The 17,715-nt window shown below is 64.9% G+C and carries 18 protein-coding genes; 6 read left to right on the top strand and 12 right to left on the bottom strand.

Annotation, left to right across the window (positions count from 1 at the left end):
• Positions 1 to 188 precede the first annotated feature (188 nt).
• Entirely contained in the window at positions 189 to 1,676 is a 1,488-nt protein-coding gene (locus IEV62_RS08080) for a lipopolysaccharide biosynthesis protein (RefSeq protein WP_188446347.1), read from the top strand.
• 98 nt (positions 1,677 to 1,774) lie between these two features.
• Here IEV62_RS08080 and IEV62_RS08075 read toward each other — a convergent pair whose 3' ends face one another.
• Complete coding sequence (locus tag IEV62_RS08075; RefSeq protein ID WP_188446346.1) at positions 1,775 to 2,203, bottom strand: CBS domain-containing protein; 429 nt, start codon at positions 2,201 to 2,203, stop codon at positions 1,775 to 1,777.
• 68 nt (positions 2,204 to 2,271) lie between these two features.
• Here IEV62_RS08075 and IEV62_RS08070 point away from each other — a divergent pair, with 68 nt between their 5' ends.
• Complete coding sequence (locus tag IEV62_RS08070) at positions 2,272 to 2,568, top strand: hypothetical protein (protein ID WP_188446345.1); 297 nt, start codon at positions 2,272 to 2,274, stop codon at positions 2,566 to 2,568.
• A 162-nt stretch (positions 2,569 to 2,730) separates the two neighbouring features.
• Here the strand turns inward: IEV62_RS08070 and IEV62_RS08065 are convergent, their stop codons facing one another.
• From IEV62_RS08065 to hisS, 6 genes are all read right to left on the bottom strand, one after another.
• On the bottom strand, positions 2,731 to 4,239 hold the full coding sequence (locus tag IEV62_RS08065; protein ID WP_188446344.1) for a DUF4139 domain-containing protein: 1,509 nt from the start codon (positions 4,237 to 4,239) through the stop codon (positions 2,731 to 2,733).
• A gap of 158 nt (positions 4,240 to 4,397) precedes the next feature.
• A complete protein-coding gene (locus tag IEV62_RS08060) occupies positions 4,398 to 5,855 on the bottom strand; it encodes a DUF4139 domain-containing protein (RefSeq protein WP_229732924.1) in 1,458 nt (485 codons plus the stop codon).
• A 91-nt stretch (positions 5,856 to 5,946) separates the two neighbouring features.
• Positions 5,947 to 7,014: a DUF4167 domain-containing protein gene (locus tag IEV62_RS08055; RefSeq protein WP_188446343.1), complete on the bottom strand. Its 1,068-nt coding sequence runs from the start codon at positions 7,012 to 7,014 to the stop codon at positions 5,947 to 5,949.
• Between the two features lie 257 nt (positions 7,015 to 7,271).
• Positions 7,272 to 8,132, bottom strand: a complete 861-nt coding sequence (gene prmC / locus IEV62_RS08050) for a peptide chain release factor N(5)-glutamine methyltransferase (protein WP_188446342.1) — start codon at positions 8,130 to 8,132, stop codon at positions 7,272 to 7,274.
• A gap of 75 nt (positions 8,133 to 8,207) precedes the next feature.
• Complete coding sequence (gene prfA / locus IEV62_RS08045) at positions 8,208 to 9,281, bottom strand: peptide chain release factor 1 (protein WP_188446341.1); 1,074 nt, start codon at positions 9,279 to 9,281, stop codon at positions 8,208 to 8,210.
• Positions 9,278 to 10,612 carry a histidine--tRNA ligase gene (gene hisS, locus IEV62_RS08040; protein ID WP_229732923.1) on the bottom strand — a complete coding sequence of 445 codons (1,335 nt, stop codon included), beginning with the start codon at positions 10,610 to 10,612 and terminating at the stop codon, positions 9,278 to 9,280. Before hisS ends, prfA begins: the two co-directional genes overlap by 4 nt.
• 320 nt (positions 10,613 to 10,932) lie before the next feature.
• Here hisS and IEV62_RS08035 point away from each other — a divergent pair, with 320 nt between their 5' ends.
• The 4 genes from IEV62_RS08035 to ppa all read left to right on the top strand — a co-directional run bounded on the left by IEV62_RS08035 (position 10,933) and on the right by ppa (position 15,006).
• Positions 10,933 to 11,757: a sulfite exporter TauE/SafE family protein gene (locus IEV62_RS08035; RefSeq protein WP_188446340.1), complete on the top strand. Its 825-nt coding sequence runs from the start codon at positions 10,933 to 10,935 to the stop codon at positions 11,755 to 11,757.
• A gap of 28 nt (positions 11,758 to 11,785) precedes the next feature.
• On the top strand, positions 11,786 to 12,433 hold the full coding sequence (locus IEV62_RS08030; RefSeq protein WP_188446339.1) for a DUF1345 domain-containing protein: 648 nt from the start codon (positions 11,786 to 11,788) through the stop codon (positions 12,431 to 12,433).
• 64 nt (positions 12,434 to 12,497) lie between these two features.
• Complete coding sequence (locus IEV62_RS08025) at positions 12,498 to 14,420, top strand: M61 family metallopeptidase (RefSeq protein ID WP_188446338.1); 1,923 nt, start codon at positions 12,498 to 12,500, stop codon at positions 14,418 to 14,420.
• Between the two features lie 40 nt (positions 14,421 to 14,460).
• Positions 14,461 to 15,006, top strand: a complete 546-nt coding sequence (gene ppa, locus IEV62_RS08020) for an inorganic diphosphatase (protein WP_188446337.1) — start codon at positions 14,461 to 14,463, stop codon at positions 15,004 to 15,006.
• Between the two features lie 27 nt (positions 15,007 to 15,033).
• On the opposite strand, the gene IEV62_RS08015 is transcribed toward ppa, so the two are convergent.
• From IEV62_RS08015 to IEV62_RS07995, 5 genes are all read right to left on the bottom strand, one after another.
• A complete protein-coding gene (locus IEV62_RS08015) occupies positions 15,034 to 15,516 on the bottom strand; it encodes a GNAT family N-acetyltransferase (protein WP_188446336.1) in 483 nt (160 codons plus the stop codon).
• On the bottom strand, positions 15,513 to 16,409 hold the full coding sequence (locus IEV62_RS08010; RefSeq protein WP_188446335.1) for a DMT family transporter: 897 nt from the start codon (positions 16,407 to 16,409) through the stop codon (positions 15,513 to 15,515). The genes IEV62_RS08015 and IEV62_RS08010 overlap by 4 nt, the downstream gene beginning before the upstream one ends.
• 64 nt (positions 16,410 to 16,473) lie before the next feature.
• On the bottom strand, positions 16,474 to 16,989 hold the full coding sequence (locus tag IEV62_RS08005) for a retropepsin-like aspartic protease family protein (protein WP_188446334.1): 516 nt from the start codon (positions 16,987 to 16,989) through the stop codon (positions 16,474 to 16,476).
• 73 nt (positions 16,990 to 17,062) lie between these two features.
• Complete coding sequence (locus IEV62_RS08000; RefSeq protein ID WP_188446333.1) at positions 17,063 to 17,440, bottom strand: type II toxin-antitoxin system VapC family toxin; 378 nt, start codon at positions 17,438 to 17,440, stop codon at positions 17,063 to 17,065.
• On the bottom strand, positions 17,440 to 17,685 hold the full coding sequence (locus IEV62_RS07995) for an AbrB/MazE/SpoVT family DNA-binding domain-containing protein (protein ID WP_188446332.1): 246 nt from the start codon (positions 17,683 to 17,685) through the stop codon (positions 17,440 to 17,442). Before IEV62_RS07995 ends, IEV62_RS08000 begins: the two co-directional genes overlap by 1 nt.
• Between the last annotated feature and the right edge of the window lie 30 nt (positions 17,686 to 17,715).

Genomic DNA, 17,715 nt, shown 5'->3' with positions numbered 1-17,715 from the left:
CCTGGCGCCTGGCTATTTGGTGACCGTAGAAGCGAACCGTCTGGTCCGTCGCTGCGGTGACATTCACCTAGGGGCGGTGTTTGATTCGGTCAAACCCTTTTTTGCACTTTTCTTTCAATGATGCGTCAAATCCGCAGAAATCTGCGGATTTAGGGGTCCTTAAAGCCTTGTCGGCTAGGCCTGAATAGATGAACGCCACCGCTAAGCACCCGAATCACACCGCTGATTCGCTCTCGAATCAGGTCCGCAGTGCTGTAATCTGGCGTTCGGGCAGCCAAATTCTCGCGCAGCTGGTGCAATGGGCCGCCACTTTCCTCGTGATTCGCATTCTCGACCCGCACGACTACGGGTTGTTCGCGATGACCGGGGTCGTGCTGGTCTTCCTCAACATGCTCAACGGCTATGGTCTGGCGAGCGGGCTGATCCAGAAGCCCGACATTACCCCGCGCGACATCCGCCAGCTGTTCGGGATGCTGCTGCTGCTCAACGGCACGCTCGCGCTAGCGCAAGTGCTGATCCTCGCCCCCGCCGCCGCCGCTTATTATCGGCAGCCGATCGTGGCGGACATGTTGCGAGTGCAGGCACTCCTCTATTTCGCCACGCCCTTTATCGCGCTCCCTTATGCGCTGCTGTCCCGCACGCTCGATTTCAAAGGGCAGGCGCGCGTCAACATCATCGCATCGGTGGCGAGCGCCAGCGCCGCTTTGGCCGGGGCGTTGCTCGGGCTTGGCGTGTGGACTTTGGTGTTCGCGCCGATGGTGCTGTTCGGCGTGCGCGCGATCGGCATGACGATCGCGGCGAAATCGCTGATCTGGCCGAGCTTCGATTTTCGCGGATCGGCCAGCCTCGCGCGTTATGGTGGGGTGATGGCGGTCGGCCAGCTGTTTTGGTTTGCGCAGAGCCAGGCCGACGTGTTCATCGCCGGGCGGCATTTCACGCCGCACACGCTGGGCATCTATACCGAAAGCCTGTTCCTGACGCAGGTGTTCGTGTCGAAGGTCGTGCCGCCGCTCAACGAAGTTGCCTTTTCCGCCTATGCCCGCATCCAGCACGATCGTGCCGCGGTGGCGCTCGCCTTTACGCGCAGTGTGCGGATCATCATGGTCGCCGCCCTCCCCTTCTATTTCGGGCTGGCAGCGACGGCCGAGCCGCTGGTGCTGACGGTGCTGGGCGCAAAATGGCGCGAGACGGCGTCGGTCGTCCATCTGCTCGCGCTCGCCATGCCGTTCATGACGCTGCAAGTGCTTCTGCAACCGGCATGCGACGCGCAAGGCCGTCCGGGGATTGGCGTCGGCAATGGCGCGGGCGGTGCGGTGATCCTGGCGATCGGTTTCCTGATCGGGGTACAATGGGGTGCCCCCGGCCTCGCCGCTGCCTGGATCTGCGGCTATCCGCTCTATCTCGGCTTCAGCCTGTGGCGATCGCTACCGGTGATCGGCACGTCGCTGCGCGCGATTGCCGATGCGATTGCACCAGCCTCGCTCGCCGCGCTGGCGATGGCGCTGGTGGTAACGCTGATCGACGACGTCCTGCCGATCCTGCATCCGGCGCTGCGCTTACTGATCCTCGTTAGCGTCGGCGCGGCCGTCTATGGCGGCTGGCTGGCGGTGTTCGCACGCCCGATCCTGCGCGAACTGCTGGCGGTGGTGCGCAAGCAGCCGCTCGCGCCGGTTTGATGGGAGTTACCCCGCGGCAAAGCCGCGTCGTCGGTCCTCGCGGGGCGAGGCCGCCCGCCCGTTGCCGTCTCGTGATTAGCTGCGCTAATCGCGCGCGGCTATACGGCTTGAATATAACTCCGCATCGCTTCGGCATCGGCCTCGATCCGGTCGATGCGATATTTGACAAGGTCGCCGATCGACACCAGCCCGATCACGCGCCCACCTTCGATCACCGGCAAATGGCGGATCCGCCGCCGCGTCATCAGCGACAGCGCGCCGATCACCGGTTCGCTCGGCCCGACTGTGATCGCGGGGGCGGTCATCGTATCGCCGACTTTGCGCGCCATCGCCTCGGCACCATGTTCGGCGATCGCATGAATCACGTCGCGTTCGGAAAAAATGCCGACGACATTCGCCCCTTCCATCACCGGCACCGCCCCGACGCGCCGCGTCGCCAGCACCGCAACCGCATCGCCGACGCTTTGATGCGCGGTGACCGAGATCACCTCGCGTCCTTTATTGATCAGGATTGCCGCGATCGTCATCGTCTCTCTCCGCCTCCGCTCAGGGGTCCGAGTCTGGGGGTCATTGAGGATTCCACGTTTGCGGCCATATGGGAAGCATGACGACTCCCCTCCCTTCAACTGCGGGCCTTTCCGATCCCGACTATGCCGCCTTCGCCTGGGCGCGTTTCCGCCGCATCCTTGGCTGGATGGCGGTGGTGGCGGCGGTGTTCATCGTGGCCGCGATCCTGGTGCTGCAATATGTCTACGGCCCGATGGGCTGGGTCGCGATTCTCGCAGTGATCGGCGGCGCGGGCGGATCGATCATGCTGGCGGCGGTGCTGATGGGGTTGGTGTTCCTGAGTTCCGGCACCGGCCATGATGAGGCGGTCGAGGAGATCAACTGAACGTTGGGGTAGCATTGAAATCGTTACGGAAAATCTGGAAGTTTAGGCTAAGTTTAGGCGTAAAACGGTGCGATGCCGTTGCTTCGATCCAACACGCCGTCGCCACGAACGGGTGATGGCGCCCGCGATGCTATCACCGGGCAATGCCTGTAGGACACCCCTTTAATCGCGATCCGCCAGGCGGTAGCCGAAGGGGCGGCTCGCGTTGGCGGGGATTTCCAAGCGCCACAGCAGCTTGCCGTCCTTGCGGGTGAGCTTGCCCGTCAGCCGTGACATGCGTGACTGATCCTCAAGCGCGAATTGCGCCTCGAAGCTGACCGGGTAGGGGTTGGCGTTGGTGGCGGTGAGGACATAGCCCTCCCATCCCTTGCCGCTGTCGGGATTATCGCTTTCGATCGTCACTTGCGTCGCGTCGGCGATCTGCGCCTCGACTTCCTCGCCGATCGCCTTGTCGTCGATGCTGCCCTCGCCGATCAGCAGTGAAGTGCCGCCGCGCGGCTGAAACACCGCGACCGGCCCGGCCGGGAGCGGCACGCCCAGACCCGTTTCCTTGCGGTTGAGCCAGCGCAGCGTGATTCGCGGCGTAGTGGCATCGCCGTCCGCATCGACCTTGGCGACATAGACAAGCTGCACCGGGACGGCAGGCCTTTCGAGCAAGGCGACCTGTTTCTGCGCGAGCGCGGCAACGGTGGTGCGATCGGGTACGCGGTAGAGCTTCAGATCGCCGAAATCCTCCTGCACGACGCGGCGACTGGCGGTAACGACGATGTCATAGCCTACTGCCTCCGATTCCATCATCGCCATCGGTGCCATGACCGGCAGTGGCGCTGCAGCATACCCTTCGGATCTATAGACCGGTCGACCGAAGCAATGGAATTCGAACGCCTCTTTTTCATAGCCGCGATAGGGCGCGCGGTCCTCGCGCTTCACCTTTCCCGCGACCACCATCGTCTCGGCTTGCGCGAAGCTGGTCGTGTCGCTGCTGGCGAGCGTTACCCAGGCGATCAGGTCGGCGCTTTGGCCGCCGGGGCGGAGCGTCGCGACATAATTAGCCTGCCAGTCGAAGCCCCAGGCGAGGTAGGACAAGGTTACTGTCACGTCAGCGGCGCTTGGCGCATCGAGTTCGACCGACAGCGTCGGCTTGGCCGCAAGCCCGACCGGGACCTCGGGGAAGATCAGCGAGTCCGTTTGTGGCCCGCAATTGACTGCTTCGAACCCGTCGCGCGTCTGCAGGATCGCCGCACCATCGGGGCCCGACCGGATGATACCGGCGACTTCGACCACCTTCTTCGCGATCTCGCGCCGGATCGTGACGGGTCGCCCGAAGCTGCGCGCGAACAGGCTGCGCGGCGAGAGCAGATCGGCGTCGAGATTCTTCTCGCGCACGCCTTGCGGCAGGCCGCTGACGATCGCGCTTTCGGGCAGGATCCCCGCTGCGACGCCTTCGAAGCGGAGCACGCTCCGCCCAGCGGGCACGCGCACCCGGCGTTGTTCGGTGATCAGCGCATAGCCTTGCAACCAGTCGCGATCGATCGCTTCAGCGGCGGGGCGGTCGGGGGCGCGGTAGATTGTCACGGCGACTTTGTCGGGGGTGGGGGAGATGGACTGGGCGGTCGCGGGTGCGCCGAGCAAGGCGATCAACGCGACAAATGATGCCCAGAGCTTGGTCATGCCGAAGTCAGCGCTTCCCCGGCGAAGGCCGGGGCCCAATTTCGCAGGTTGAGGTAACGGCGTGCCGCGCTCGCCTTCCAATGTTCCGCGACTGGGCCCCGGCCTGCGCCGGGGAAGGGAGTGGGGCCAAGCGTGGCACGGCGCATGCCCGCCCGCGCTCAGTAGCGCGTTTCGAAGGTGGCGGTGACGCTCGCCGATCCGTTGGCGGGCACCTTCACTTGCCACACCGCCTCATCGGCATCGGCGCGCTCACTCTTCTGGCTTTCCGAGATGATGCTGGTGTCGTGCCAATAATTATCGAGCCCCGCCTGGACCAGCTCGACCGTCGCTTCACTGCCGCGCGCGTTGGTGATCTTGTAACTCATCGTCGTGCGCCACCGATAGGGCGACAGTGCCTCGCGCTTCTCGACCACGGGGAGCACCTTCACGTCGAACGCCTCGCCGGTTTTCAACGCGAGTTTGGAGCCCATCGGCGTGTGCGGGATCGCGCTTTCGCCGATGAATTGCGGGTTGCCACGCGCATCGCGCATATAGACGCGCACCGTGCCCGCCGGCAGGGCATCGCCGAGCCCACCGTCGCGCGACGAACTGAACTTCAGCACGGTATCGACGCTCGCCGCCTCGTCGCGCTTGCCGAGCCACGCGTTGCGATAGAAATACGTCTTGGCCGCAGGCGCCCCGCCAACATCGAGAAAGCTGACTTGTTTGGTCTGCGCGTTCGCAATCGTCGTGCGTTCGGCGAGGGGATAGATGTAGAATTCGCCGAGCTGCTCACGGCCCGCCGTTTCGGTCCCGGCTTGGTTGCCGCGCGGGCTGACCGAGGGGCGGGGGTAATTCGGGCGATAGCCGTTGTTGTTCGATTCGCCGACCGACCCCGCCACGAGCAAGGTCTTCGCCGCCGCAAAGGTGGTGCCGCTGGTGTTGGTCAGCGTGATCCAGCCCTGCACGTCGAGCTTGCCCGCTTTTTCATCGAACAAAGCGACATAATCCGCCTTCCAGCCGAGCCCGCGCGACAGATAGTTGAGCGTGGCGGGGCGTGTGCCCGCGCTCGCGCTGTCGAGCGTCACCGACAGCGTTGGGCGCGCGCGCAAATTGGCCGGGAGCGAGGGGAAGATCACGCGCCCGCCATAGCGATCGAGCATCTCGATCCGGCTGCCGATCTGCACGACCGTGCCGCCGTTATTGGCAAGGATCCGCGCGCTCTCGCTCGTCTCGGCACCGGTTGCCGGGTTGGTGCGGACGAGCGTGACGGTCTGGCCGACCGCCTTGTCCATCAGCTTTGCGGGCGACAGCAGATCATAATCGAAATTCTGTTCGACGATTGCCGTGCCCGCCGCGGTGAGCGTCACCGTCTCGGGCCGGATCGCGGCCGAGACGTCGGCAAATTCCTGGACGCTGCGCCCGCGCGGCAGGCTGAGTTGGCGCGTGTCCTGGATGAGCGCGAGATCGTTATTGTAGATCGTGACCGCGACATCGCCTTGCGCGCTCCGCGTCGCCACCGGCGCGGGTTCGGGCGCGGTTTGCGCATGGGCCGATATCGGCAGCGTCGCGATTGCCGACCAGAGCGGGGCCACAAGGGCCGTTAACGCCAGCCGGACCCCAATATCGTGTGCCATCGCGCCTCTCCCGTGTCGCGATGCTAGGCTATGGATATAACAGCGACGTTACAATCCTTTATCCGCCTGCACCGCGCGCACGGGTGCGCGATCACTCGGCCGTCGTGGCAGCGCTTGCGGGTGGACGGCCACGGCGGCGGCGCGGCTTTTCGGCCACATCCTCACCATCGGTATCGCCCGCGCTCTCGGTTACGGCCGAGGCATTCAGCGATGGCGGCAGACGTTCCGCCATAAAGCCGACATTCTCGAGACCGGGTGCATCGGCTTCTACTGGAGCGACTTCGCGACGCGGGCGACCGCGACCACGGCGCGGAGGCTCGGCGACTTCGGGCGCGGCGGCTTCGACGGCAACGGGCGCTTCCTGCTCGACCGGCTCGGCCGGACGCGCGACACGCTCGGTCCGCTCATACCGCTCGCGGCGCGGCGGGCGCTCGTTTTGCTCTTCGCGCGGAGCCTCGGCCTGACGCTCGGAACCGCCCTCGGCCACATTGCCATTGGCGACCGTGCGACCACGATTGTCATAGTCCTGGCGGTTGCCGCGGTGCTGATCAGCGCGAACATCCGACGCGCCGTTCTGCTCGCGTTGGGCATTGCCGTTCTGGTTGCCATTCTGCGCATAACCGCGATTGCCATCCGGACGCCCGTCTTGGCGCCCATCCTGACGATAGCCATTTTGCTGACCGCGTTGCTGCCCATCGCGATTTTGGCCGTCGCGCGGCTGGTTATCGCGCTGATAATCGCGATTTTGGCCCTCGCGTTGCTGGCCACGATTTTGCTCGCCGCGATTCTGCTCGGGCTGGGGCTGTTCGCCGCGCTCGCCCTCATCGTCATAATCGGGCTCGTCTTCGTCGAGCGTCGCGCCCTGGATGCGCCGCGTCGACACCGCCCCGCCATTTTCCTCAAACCGCGCGCGCGTTTCGGCGAGCACGCGGAAATAATGGTCGGCGAATTGCAGGTAATATTCGACGTTGACGCGGTCGCCCTGCATTTGCGCGTCGCGCGCGAGCGTTTTGTATTTTTCGAGCAATTGGGCGGCATTGCCGCGCGCGCGATTGTCGATGCGATTGCCGCTGTCCTGACGACCCGGATTGCCACCCGACGAGCGCTGCTGCTGCCCGCCACGGCCGCGACGGCGACCGGCCTGACGATTATTGATCAAGTTCTTGTTGTCCTGTCTTCAGAAACCAAACCGGCCGTGCTCCAGAATATGGATGCAAATGCCCCCGGCCCGACACCCGCTGATCACACAGCGGAGAGAGCCTGCCACGGTCGCCGGACGACAGCGTTTCCATGACTAAAGGAGCGGACAACAGCCCATTTCCAACGTGTTACTGTGAAAATGCGTGCCCCTGCGTCGTGCAATAGCCGCTTCGCCGACAATCTCCAAGCGGAATGTTGTGACGGCCGGGTGACAAATCATGTCCGCCACGTCGCGATTAGCGCGCGCGGGTTGCGGCCAAGGTCGTGGCGCAGCGCGACCGTAAAGCCTTGCGCTTCGAGCAAGGCGGCGACGGCAGCGGCTTGGGTCGCGCCGATTTCGAGGATCGCCGCGCCGCCGGGGGCGAGCAAGGCCGGGAGTTGCGGCGCGATGCTGCGGTAATCGGCGAGGCCATCGGGGCCGGCGAACAGGGCCGCAGCGGGTTCGTGCGCGCGCACTTCCTCGGGAAGGGTTTCGTTCGTGCCGATATAGGGCGGGTTGGCGAGGATCAGGTCGAACTGACCTACCAACGCGGTGGCCCAAGCGCCGCGCGCAAACTGCGCCCGCTGACTCAGGCGCAGTGTCGCGGCATTGCGCTTGGCATAATCGAGCGCGACCTCCGACGTGTCGATCCCGAGCCCTGTGGCGTCCGGCCATTGATCGAGTGCAGCTAGCAACAGCGTTCCGGGCCCGGTTCCGAGATCGAGGATCGTCGTGGGCGCGCGATCGCGGAAATGCTCGACCGCTGCCTCGAGCAAGGTTTCGCTATCGGCGCGCGGGACAAGCACGCCGGGGCCGACCGCAAGCTCGATCGTCCAGAAGGCGCGGGTGCCGGTGATATAGGCGATCGGCTCGTGCGCGAGACGGCGGGCGAGCAGCGCCGCGAAGGCGGCGGGTTCGGGAGCGTCGAGATGGGCGAGGAGCAGGGTTTCGCGCGAGATGCCGAGCGCGTGGGCCATCAGCAGTTCGGCATCGAGGCGCGGCGTTTGGCTGATGGCGGCGAGGTCGGAGGTAGCCGAAGCGAGGGCGCTTCTCACTCCCCTCCCGCCTGCGGGAGGGGCTGGGGGAGGGGTTGTCATATATGCTCAGACGGCACGCTTGTCGCACTGCCCTCCCCCAGCCCCTCCCGCGAGCGGGAGGGGAGCAAGTAAGCCTCACCCATCCAGCGACGCCAGCCGCTCCGCCTCGTCCTGCGCGATCAGCGCGCCGATCAGGTCGTCCATCTCGCCCTGCAAAATCTCCGGCAGACGGTGCAGCGTCAAATTGATGCGGTGGTCGGTCACGCGGCCTTGCGGGAAATTGTAGGTGCGGATGCGCTCGGATCGGTCGCCCGATCCGACCATCGACTTGCGCGCCCCTGCCCGCTCCTGATGCAGCCGATCACGCTCGGCCTCGTAGAGGCGGGTGCGCAACACGCGCATCGCCTTGGCCTTGTTCTTGTGTTGCGATTTCTCGTCCTGCTGGATCACGACGAGGCCCGAGGGAATATGCACGATCCGCACCGCCGAATCGGTGGTGTTGACCGATTGCCCGCCGGGGCCGGACGAGCGGTAAATGTCGATGCGAAGGTCCTTGTCCTCGATCTTGATATCGACTTCCTCGGCCTCGGGCAGCACCGCGACGGTTGCCGCCGAGGTGTGGATCCGCCCTTGCGCTTCGGTCGCGGGGACGCGCTGGACGCGGTGGACGCCGCTTTCGAACTTCAATTTCGCGAACACGCCCTTGCCCTCGACCGAGGCGATCACTTCCTTGAAGCCGCCGCTGTCGGAGCTCGAGGCGGAGATCAGTTCAACGCGCCACCCCTGCCCTTCGGCATACCGCTGATACATGCGGAACAGGTCGGCGGCGAAGAGTGCTGCCTCGTCGCCACCGGTGCCGGCGCGGATTTCGAGCATCGCAGCGCGCTCGTCGGCGGCATCACGCGGCAACAGCGACAGCGCGAGCGCGCGTTCGGCCTCAGGCAGCGTCTCGCGGATCGAGTCGATCTCCTCGCGCGCCATCACCTTGATTTCGGGGTCGGCATCGCCCTCCATCCCCGCGAGCACGCCGAGTTCGGCGCGCAACCGCCGCACCTCGCCCGCCGCGCGCGCGACGGGTTCGAGCTCGGCATATTCCTTGGAGACCGCGACGAAGCGCTCCGACGGCAAATCCCCCGACGCCATCAACGCCGAAAGCTCGTCACGCCGCGCCTCGATCTGCAGGATGCGTTCGGGGGAGATGGAGGTCATTCGCGGAATGGCCCCTTCACGACGCCACCATCCGCATTCCAGCTCACCAAATCCTCGGCGTCGGGATTATCGTTTGCCAAATACTGATCCCACATCGCCGTCGCGAGATCGGCAAGCGGAACGGTCCGCTGGCTTCCGTCCTTAAGCGACTTGACCGTGGCCTCTTCGCGAGCCAGCTCATCGTCACCGAGGATCACGGCGTATTCCGCGCCTTGCGCAGCCGCTTTAGCGAGCCGACGCTTCATGTTGCCCTTGTAAGCCAAGTCGCTGCGCATCTTGGCACGTCGAAGATCCGCCACAATGCGCACAGCGCGCGCTTCTGCGGCGGCTCCCATGGGAACCACAACGGTCATGACTTTCTCGACAGCAGGCTCCTCAAGCAACATCGCCAGCCGCTCGATCCCCGCGGCCCAGCCAACGCCCGCCGTCTCCGGCCCGCCCAGACTCCCGATCAGCCCGTCGTACCGCCCACCCGCCAGTACGGTCCCCTGCGCGCCGAGCCGGTCGGTTACGAATTCGAACGCGGTGTGGCGGTAATAATCGAGGCCGCGCACCAGTCGGGCGTTGCGCGTCCACGTCACGCCCGCCGCACACAGCCCTGCCGTCACGGCATCGAAGAAGGCGCGTGCTTCGGGCGTCAGATACGCATCGATATCGGGCGCGCTGTCCGCCACTGGCCGATCGCGCGGGTCCTTCGAATCGAGGATGCGCAGCGGGTTCTTGTCCAGCCGCGCGAGGCTGTCTTCGCTCAGCACGTCGCGATGCGCCTCGAAATGCGCGACCAGCGCCGCACGCCACGCATCGCGCGTCTCGGCATCGCCCAGCGTGTTGAGTTGCAACGTCACGCCGTCGGCAATGCCGAGTTCGTGCAGCAACTGGTCCGCCAGAACGAGCAATTCGACGTCCGCCGCCGGTTCGGCGGCGCCGATCACTTCGGCGTCGATCTGGTGGAACTGGCGGAAGCGGCCCTTTTGCGGGCGTTCGTAGCGGAACACCGGCCCATGCGTCGCGATCTTCAAGGGGGCATATTGTTGCCAGCCCTCGGTCAGATAGGCGCGCGCGATGCCGGCGGTGAATTCGGGGCGGAGCGTCAGCGAATCGCCGCCGCGATCCTCGAACGTGTACATTTCCTTCGACACGACGTCGGTCGTCTCGCCGAGCGAGCGCGCGAACACGGCGGTTGCCTCGAACACCGGCACCTCGACGCGCTGAAAGCAATAGAGGCGGCGGATGCGGTCGAACGTGTCGACGACGCGGGCAAAGCGGCGCTGGTCATCGCCGAAGATGTCCTGCGTACCACGGATGCGTTTGGGAGTTTCGATACGAGCCATGACGTGGGCGTATCTAAGCGAGCGTCGCGGCGAGCGCTAGATGGTTGTGAGTCCGGGTCTGACTCGCGGTCGGGCGCCCCTTCGTCACCCCTGCCTTGAGCCGGGGACCAGGGTGCCGCGTTCGCAACCGAGGGTGCGTGCGCTGAGCGATGGGCCCCGGCTCAAGGCCGGGGTGACGGGGGGTGGGTTGGCGCTTGACACACATCGCCCTGCACCGCAGCTAAAGCGCATATGGGGCGGCAACAGCCCCGTCAGCATCCGCAGGATTCCCGGACTCATTTTCCGAAGGTTTCCATGCGTCCCTCAAAGTTGCACCGCCCATGACCCTACTGATCGAATGGGGTCCGGCGATCCTCGCCTTGCTCGCCGCCGGACTGTTCGCCGGCTTTGCCGCCGGGCTGTTCGGCATTGGCGGCGGATTCGTCGTGGTCCCGGCGATGGTCGCGTTGCTGCCGCTTTTGGGCGGCGTGCGCGGCGAAGACACCCATGTCGCGATCGGAACGTCGTTCGCCACGATCGTGATCACGTCGCTGCGCTCAACGCTCAGCCATGCCAAGCGCGGCGCGGTCGATTTCAACATTCTGAAAAGCTGGGCGCCGTGGATCGTACTCGGCGTCGGGTTCGGGGTGATGCTCGCCAGTCGGCTGAGCGGCACAACGCTGACGATCATCTTTGCGAGCGGCATTGCGCTGATGGCGGTCAATTTCCTGATTCCCAAGCTGGCGCGGCACCAACTCCGCGACACGATGCCGACGGGCGCGGCGCGTGCGGCGATTGCCGGGGGATTGGGCCTGTTTTCCTCGCTGCTCGGCATTGGCGGGGGAACGGTCGCGGTGATCGTGATGACGCTGTGCGGCCGCACGATCCACCGCGCGATCGCCACCGCCGCCGGGTTCGGCTTCATCATCGCGGTGCCCGGCACGATCGGCTGGATGCTGATCGGCCTCGGCAAGCCCGGGCTGCCGATCGGGTCGGTCGGCTATGTTAATTTGCTCGGGGCGGCGGTCATCACGTCGATGTCGATCCTCACCGCCCCGCTCGGCGTTGCCGCCGCGCATGCGCTCCCGGCCGAACCGCTCAAGCGCGTGTTCGGGGTGTATTTGCTGTTCATCGCCGGCGTCATGCTGCAGCGTGCGTTGCATTGAACAGGTCGGACGCGGTAGCACCCCGGTTATGACGCTCAATCTCGGCCAGAAAATTGCGCCCCCGCGCTTCATCCTGTTTACCGTGCTGTTCGTGGGCGGGCTGTTCGTGGCGATCCCTCCCCTCGGCTGGGGCCGGGGCACGATGGCGGCGTTCGACGGCGCAGCCGCAGTGTTCCTGATCGCGGTCTCAACCCTGCTGCGCAAAGGCGAAGCGGCCCAGATGCGCAAAGCAGCCGAGGCGAACGACGCCAACCGCGCCGGGCTGCTGGTCCTCACGGGCGTGACGATGCTGGTCATTCTGACCTCGGTCGCCAAGGAAATGCAGGAAAAATCCGACGCGCTGGCGATCGCGTTGGTGATCGTCACGCTGGTGCTGGCGTGGTTGTTCTCCAACTCCATCTATGCGTTGCATTATGCGCACCTTTTCTATTCCGATTGCGACGGCGACGGAAAGGATGCGGGCGGGGTCGATTTCCCGAAATGCCCTGAACCCGATTATTGGGACTTCCTCTATTTCAGCTTCACGCTGGGCATGACGTTCCAGACCTCCGACGTGGAGATTTCATCGCGCAAGGTGCGCCGCGTCGTGCTCGGGCACTGCCTTGCCGCGTTCGTGTTCAACATCGGCGTGCTTGCCTTCACCATCAACGTGCTTGGCAGCAGCAGCGGATCCTAGACTGGACGCCGAGCGTAGTGCCCGCTTACATCACCGCAAATTTCCATCTCAGGGGCTTAACCATATGATCCGTCGCGCCGCGTTCACCGCCATGCTGCTTGCCTCGTGCGTTACCCCGGCGCTCGCGGAGAATTCCAAACCGCAGCCGGTCCCGTACGTCGACACGATCCCCGCGGCGCGCGACATCCCCTTTCCCGGCCGGATCGAGCTCGAGATCGATGCGACCGACACGAAGCGCGGCATCTTCACCACGCGCGAGCGGATCACCGGCGTTGCAGCGGGGCCGATGGTATTGCTCTTCCCGAAATGGCTGCCGGGCAACCATTCGCCGACCGGGCAAATCGACAAATTGGCGGGGCTCCACATCCGCGCCGGGGGCCCAAATGGTAATCGGGAGATCGCCTGGACGCGCGACCCGGTCGACGTGACGGCGTTCCACATCGATGTGCCCGCCGGTGCCAAAGCCCTGGATATCGACCTGCAATTCCTCTCCGCCACCGCCGCCGACCAAGGCAATATCGTGATGGGGCCGGACATCTTGCGGCTGCAGTGGAATTCGATGAGCCTGTATCCGGCCGGATACTTCACGCGGCAAATCCCGGTGCGGGCGAGCGTGACTTATCCCGCCGGGTGGACCGCATCATCGGGCCTGCCGTCCAAGGCGGCCGGATCGGTCTACAGCTATGAGCCGACCAATTATGAAGTGCTGGTCGACTCACCCGTGCTGGCCGGGCGCTATTTCAAGCGCTGGGCGCTGTCGCCGCGCGTCAATCTCGATGTCTATGCCGACAAGCCCGAGGAACTGGCCGCGACGCCCGACCAGATCGACGCGCACAAAAATCTCGTCACGCAAGCCGTGAAACTGTTCGGCGCGCAGCATTACGATACCTACACCTTCCTGCTGTCCTTCTCGGAGCAGATTGGCGGGCAAGGCCTGGAGCATCACCGCAGTTCCGAGGACGGCGTGAAGCCGGGCTATTTCACCAAGTGGAAGGAGGGCCCGGGATCGCGCAACCTGCTGCCGCACGAATATACCCATAGCTGGGATGGCAAATTCCGCCGCGGCGCCGATCTGTGGACCCCCGATTTCCGCACCCCGATGCGCGATTCGCTGCTGTGGGTGTATGAAGGGCAAACGCAATTCTGGGGCTATGTGCTGCAGGCGCGTTCGGGCATGGTGTCCAAGCAGGATACGCTCGACGGCTATGCCGCGATCCTGGCGCAGCTCGACAACCGCCCCGGTCGCAACTGGAAGCCGCTGCTCGACACCACCAACGACCCGACGATGTCGCAGCGCCGTCCGCGCGGCTGGGTCAGCTATCAGCGCTCGGAAGACTATTACAATGAAGGCCTGCTGGTGTGGATGGAGGTCGATTCGATCCTGCGCACGCAATCGGGCGGGACCAAGTCGATCGACGATTTCGCGGCCAAATTCTTCGGCCTGACCGACGGCGATTATGGCGAAGTGACCTATACCTTGGACGATGTCGTCGCGACGCTCAATGCAGTGCAGCCCTATGACTGGGCAGGCTTGCTCAAGCAGCGGCTGACCGAAACCGGCGCGCCCGCGCCGCTGAAAGGGTTCGAGGCGAATGGCTATAAGCTCGTCTATGACGAGACGCCGACGCTCGCCTTCAAGAATGCCGAGGCTGCGCGGAAAAACACCGATCTCAGCTATTCGCTGGGGCTGACGATCAACAAGGATGGCGGCTTGACCGGCGTGAGCTGGGACGGCCCTGCCTTCAAGGCGGGACTGACCCCCGGCGACACGATCGTCGCGGTCGACGGGACGGCGTTTTCGAACGAAGCGATGAAGGCCGCGCTCACTGCCGCCAAGACGCGCAAGGAGCCGATCGTGCTGCTGGTCAAGGCCAATGACATGATCGCGCCGGTCAGCATCGACTATCACGGTGGCCTGCGCTATCCGCACCTCGTGAAGATTGGCGCCGGAGAGGGTGGCCTCGATCGGTTGCTGATGCCCCGATAAAGGGGCGCAGCGCCACAATATTTCATATCAAGGATTTCCCATGCGCATCGACATGATTCCGGTTGGTAAAAACCCGCCCGAAGATCTCAACGTCATCATCGAAGTGCCAAGCGGCGGTGAGCCGGTGAAGTATGAATTCGACAAGGCCTCCGGCGCGCTGTTCGTCGATCGCATCCTGCATACGCCGATGCGCTATCCGGCGAATTACGGCTTCATCCCGCACACGCTGTCGCCCGACGGCGATCCGCTGGACGCGCTCGTCATCGCGCGCTCGCCGTTCATTCCGGGCTGCGTGGTGCGCGCGCGGCCGATCGCAGTGCTCAATCTGGAAGACGAAGCCGGCGGCGACGAGAAGCTCGTCTGCGTGCCGGTCGATTCGACCTTCCCTTATTATTCGAACGTCAATGAGCGCGGCGACATGCCCGACATCGTGTTCGAGCAGATCGAGCATTTCTTCACGCATTACAAAGATCTGGAAAAGAAGAAGTGGGTGCGCGTCGGCACCTGGGGCGATGCAGCCGAAGCGCACCGCGTCACGATCGAGGCGATCGCCCGCTATGAAGCGGCAAAGGCCGACAAAGCCTGATACACCAATGCGCCTGGGGGGCGGGGCTCAGTCCCGCCCCGCCAACGCCGCCAGCGCATCGCCGGTGACGCGGTACACGGTCCATTCCTCCATCGGCTCGGCGCCCATCGCCTTGTAGAAGCGAATCGCTTTCTCGTTCCAGTCAAGCACCGACCATTCGAAGCGGGTGCAACCGCGTTCGACCGCGAGCGCAGCCAGATGCTGGAGCAGCGCCTTGCCGACCCCCGCGCCGCGCGCCTCCGGCGTGACGTAGAGATCCTCGAGATACAGCCCGCGCCAGCCGGTCCAGGTCGAGAAATTGTGGAAGAACAACGCCATGCCGACGGGTGTACCGTTGAGCTCGGCGATCACCGCCTCGGCCGCCGGATGCGGGCCGAACAGCGCCTCGAACAGCATCGGCTCGGTCGCGATGACCTTGTCGCTCTCGCGTTCAAACGCGGCGAGATCGCGCACCAATTGCAGGATCAGCGGTACGTCGGCGGAGTTGGCGGGACGAATTTCGGTGGTCATGCGGCAGCCTCGGTTTGGGGAGCGGGGGCAGTGGTCGATCCGCGCACCGCAACGATGCACCCGGCAATGATCAATGCCGCCCCGGCGACCGTGTAGAGCGACACGCTCTCGCCGAACACCCACCAACCCAGCAAAGCCGCCCAGACGAAGGCAGTGTATTCGGCCGGTGCCAAGACTTGCGCCTCGGCATGGCCATAGGCCCAGGCCAGCGCCATTGCCGAGACCGAGCCGAGCGCGGCGGCACCGAGGATGTGCGGAATATAAGCGACGGGTGGGATGGCCGAGAACCACGGCGCCCCGACCAGCAGCATGCCGCCCAGCACGATCGAGGTGAACAGTGCGACCTCGAGCGGATCGGCGACTTGCGCTTGCTTGCGCAGCAGGATCAGGCTGCCGGCATACAGGATCGAGGCCAGCACGACGGCGACCGAGCCGAGCACGACCTCGGCCGAAGCGTGCGCCTGAACTTGTCCGGCAGCGATCACCAGCACGCCCATGCTGGCGACGACCGATCCGCCGATCGCCGCGCGGCGGATCTGTTCGCCGAGCGTTGCCGCCGCCAGGAACAAGGCGATCAGCGGGGCGAGGAAGGTCAGCGCCACGCTTTGCGCCATCGGCACACGCACCAGCCCCCAGAAGAACAACAGCACCGACGCGCCTGCCACGGCACTGCGCGCGATGTGGAGCGTCATTGCCGCGCGCCCCGGCCACGCTTTCCGCCGTGCAAGGAAAACCGGCCCGAGCACGAACACGCCCGCGACCGACCGCCACAGCACTGCGCTGTACGCGCCGTGCAGGATCGACATGTCCTTCATCACCGCATCCATCACCGAGTAACTGGCGATGCCGGCCGCAGCGACGGCGAAGGCAAGTTTGGCGGATACGGCTTTCATTACGGGCGTCGATAGCGCCCCCGACCCGCCGTGTCAGGGAAAAGATGCCCGCGGGGACAGCGACCTATTCGAGCGTCATCGCGTCGTCGCTGATCTTCACCGTGTCGATGTGGCGAAGGTACGTCTGCCCCAAGAGCGACATTTCGCTGTCCTGCAACACTACCCCGCGCACATCGCTCACGCGTTTGCCGTCGAGCACGATGTCGGCGATGCGGACTTCCTGCCCGAGAACATCGCCGTCCGCACCCTTGCCGACGATCTCGAACCGGTCGGGATCGAAATCGACATGCGCGCGCCGGGCATCCGCCATCGTCAGCGCGACGGTATCGGCCCCGGTATCGACGAGGAAACGGATCGGTTCCTGGTTGACCTCGGCGACGGTGAGGAAGTGGCCGCTGTTGCTGCGTTCTATCCGAGTCGGGACGGGCACGTCGCGCGGAGCGGTGCCACCCGCGGTCGGCGCTGCGGCTACGGTCGCGGTCATGGGAGCGGGCGCGGGCGCGGGCGGGCGCTTGGCGGCGGGCAGCGCTAGCCCGATGCCGATCCCGACGATGACGACCGATCCGAGCGCGAGTTTCATGACAGCCAGTGTACCGCTGCGGGTTTAGGAGGCGGCTAAGGGTTACGGATAACGCGGGGTAAAGATGGCGCGATCAGCGGATCATGCGGATGTCTAAACCCACATCGGCCTCGGCCATGCGCCGATCTGCGGTCAAGATCGGCATTTCCGAAAAATAGCCTTGCGCCAGACACGCGCGATCGCCGAGCGACAGGCCAAGATGCGCGGTCAGTGGCCGCAACCGACCGACTTCCATCGCATGGGCGTCGCGAAAGGCGCGGATGCGAATACCATACGACATCAAAATCTCTTGAGTAGCAGCCAAGTCTCCACCAGCCTCGGCGGTCTTTGTAAAAACTTCAGCGACGTTCACGATCGACATGTGCGCGGTGCGCGTGACCGGGGCGACCACATCGGCCCCCTCCTCACCGAGCAACAACGCCAGGACAGCCGACGTATCGAGCACGAACATCAGTCGCCCGCCGCCTCGGCACGGCGGTCGGCGATGAAGTCATCGACCGTGAACGGACGCTTGAGCATCGCGCGGAAGGCACGTTGGCCATCGGCGATGACCTGGGCGTGAGTCTTGATCGACAGGCCGCCCTCGGCGTCGCGCGCGATCAGAACCGAATCGCCATCGGCAATGCCCAAGGCGCGGCGGAATTCAGCCGGAATGACAATCTTGCCGCCAGCGATTACCTTTGCCTGATAGGTCATGGGCGACTCCTGATACCCATGACGTAGCAC

The organism is Sphingomonas psychrolutea (assembly GCF_014636175.1).
In the GTDB taxonomy this organism is placed as follows: Bacteria; Pseudomonadota; Alphaproteobacteria; order Sphingomonadales; family Sphingomonadaceae; genus Sphingomonas; species Sphingomonas psychrolutea.
This window is presented reverse-complemented; position numbering and strand designations above follow the sequence as displayed.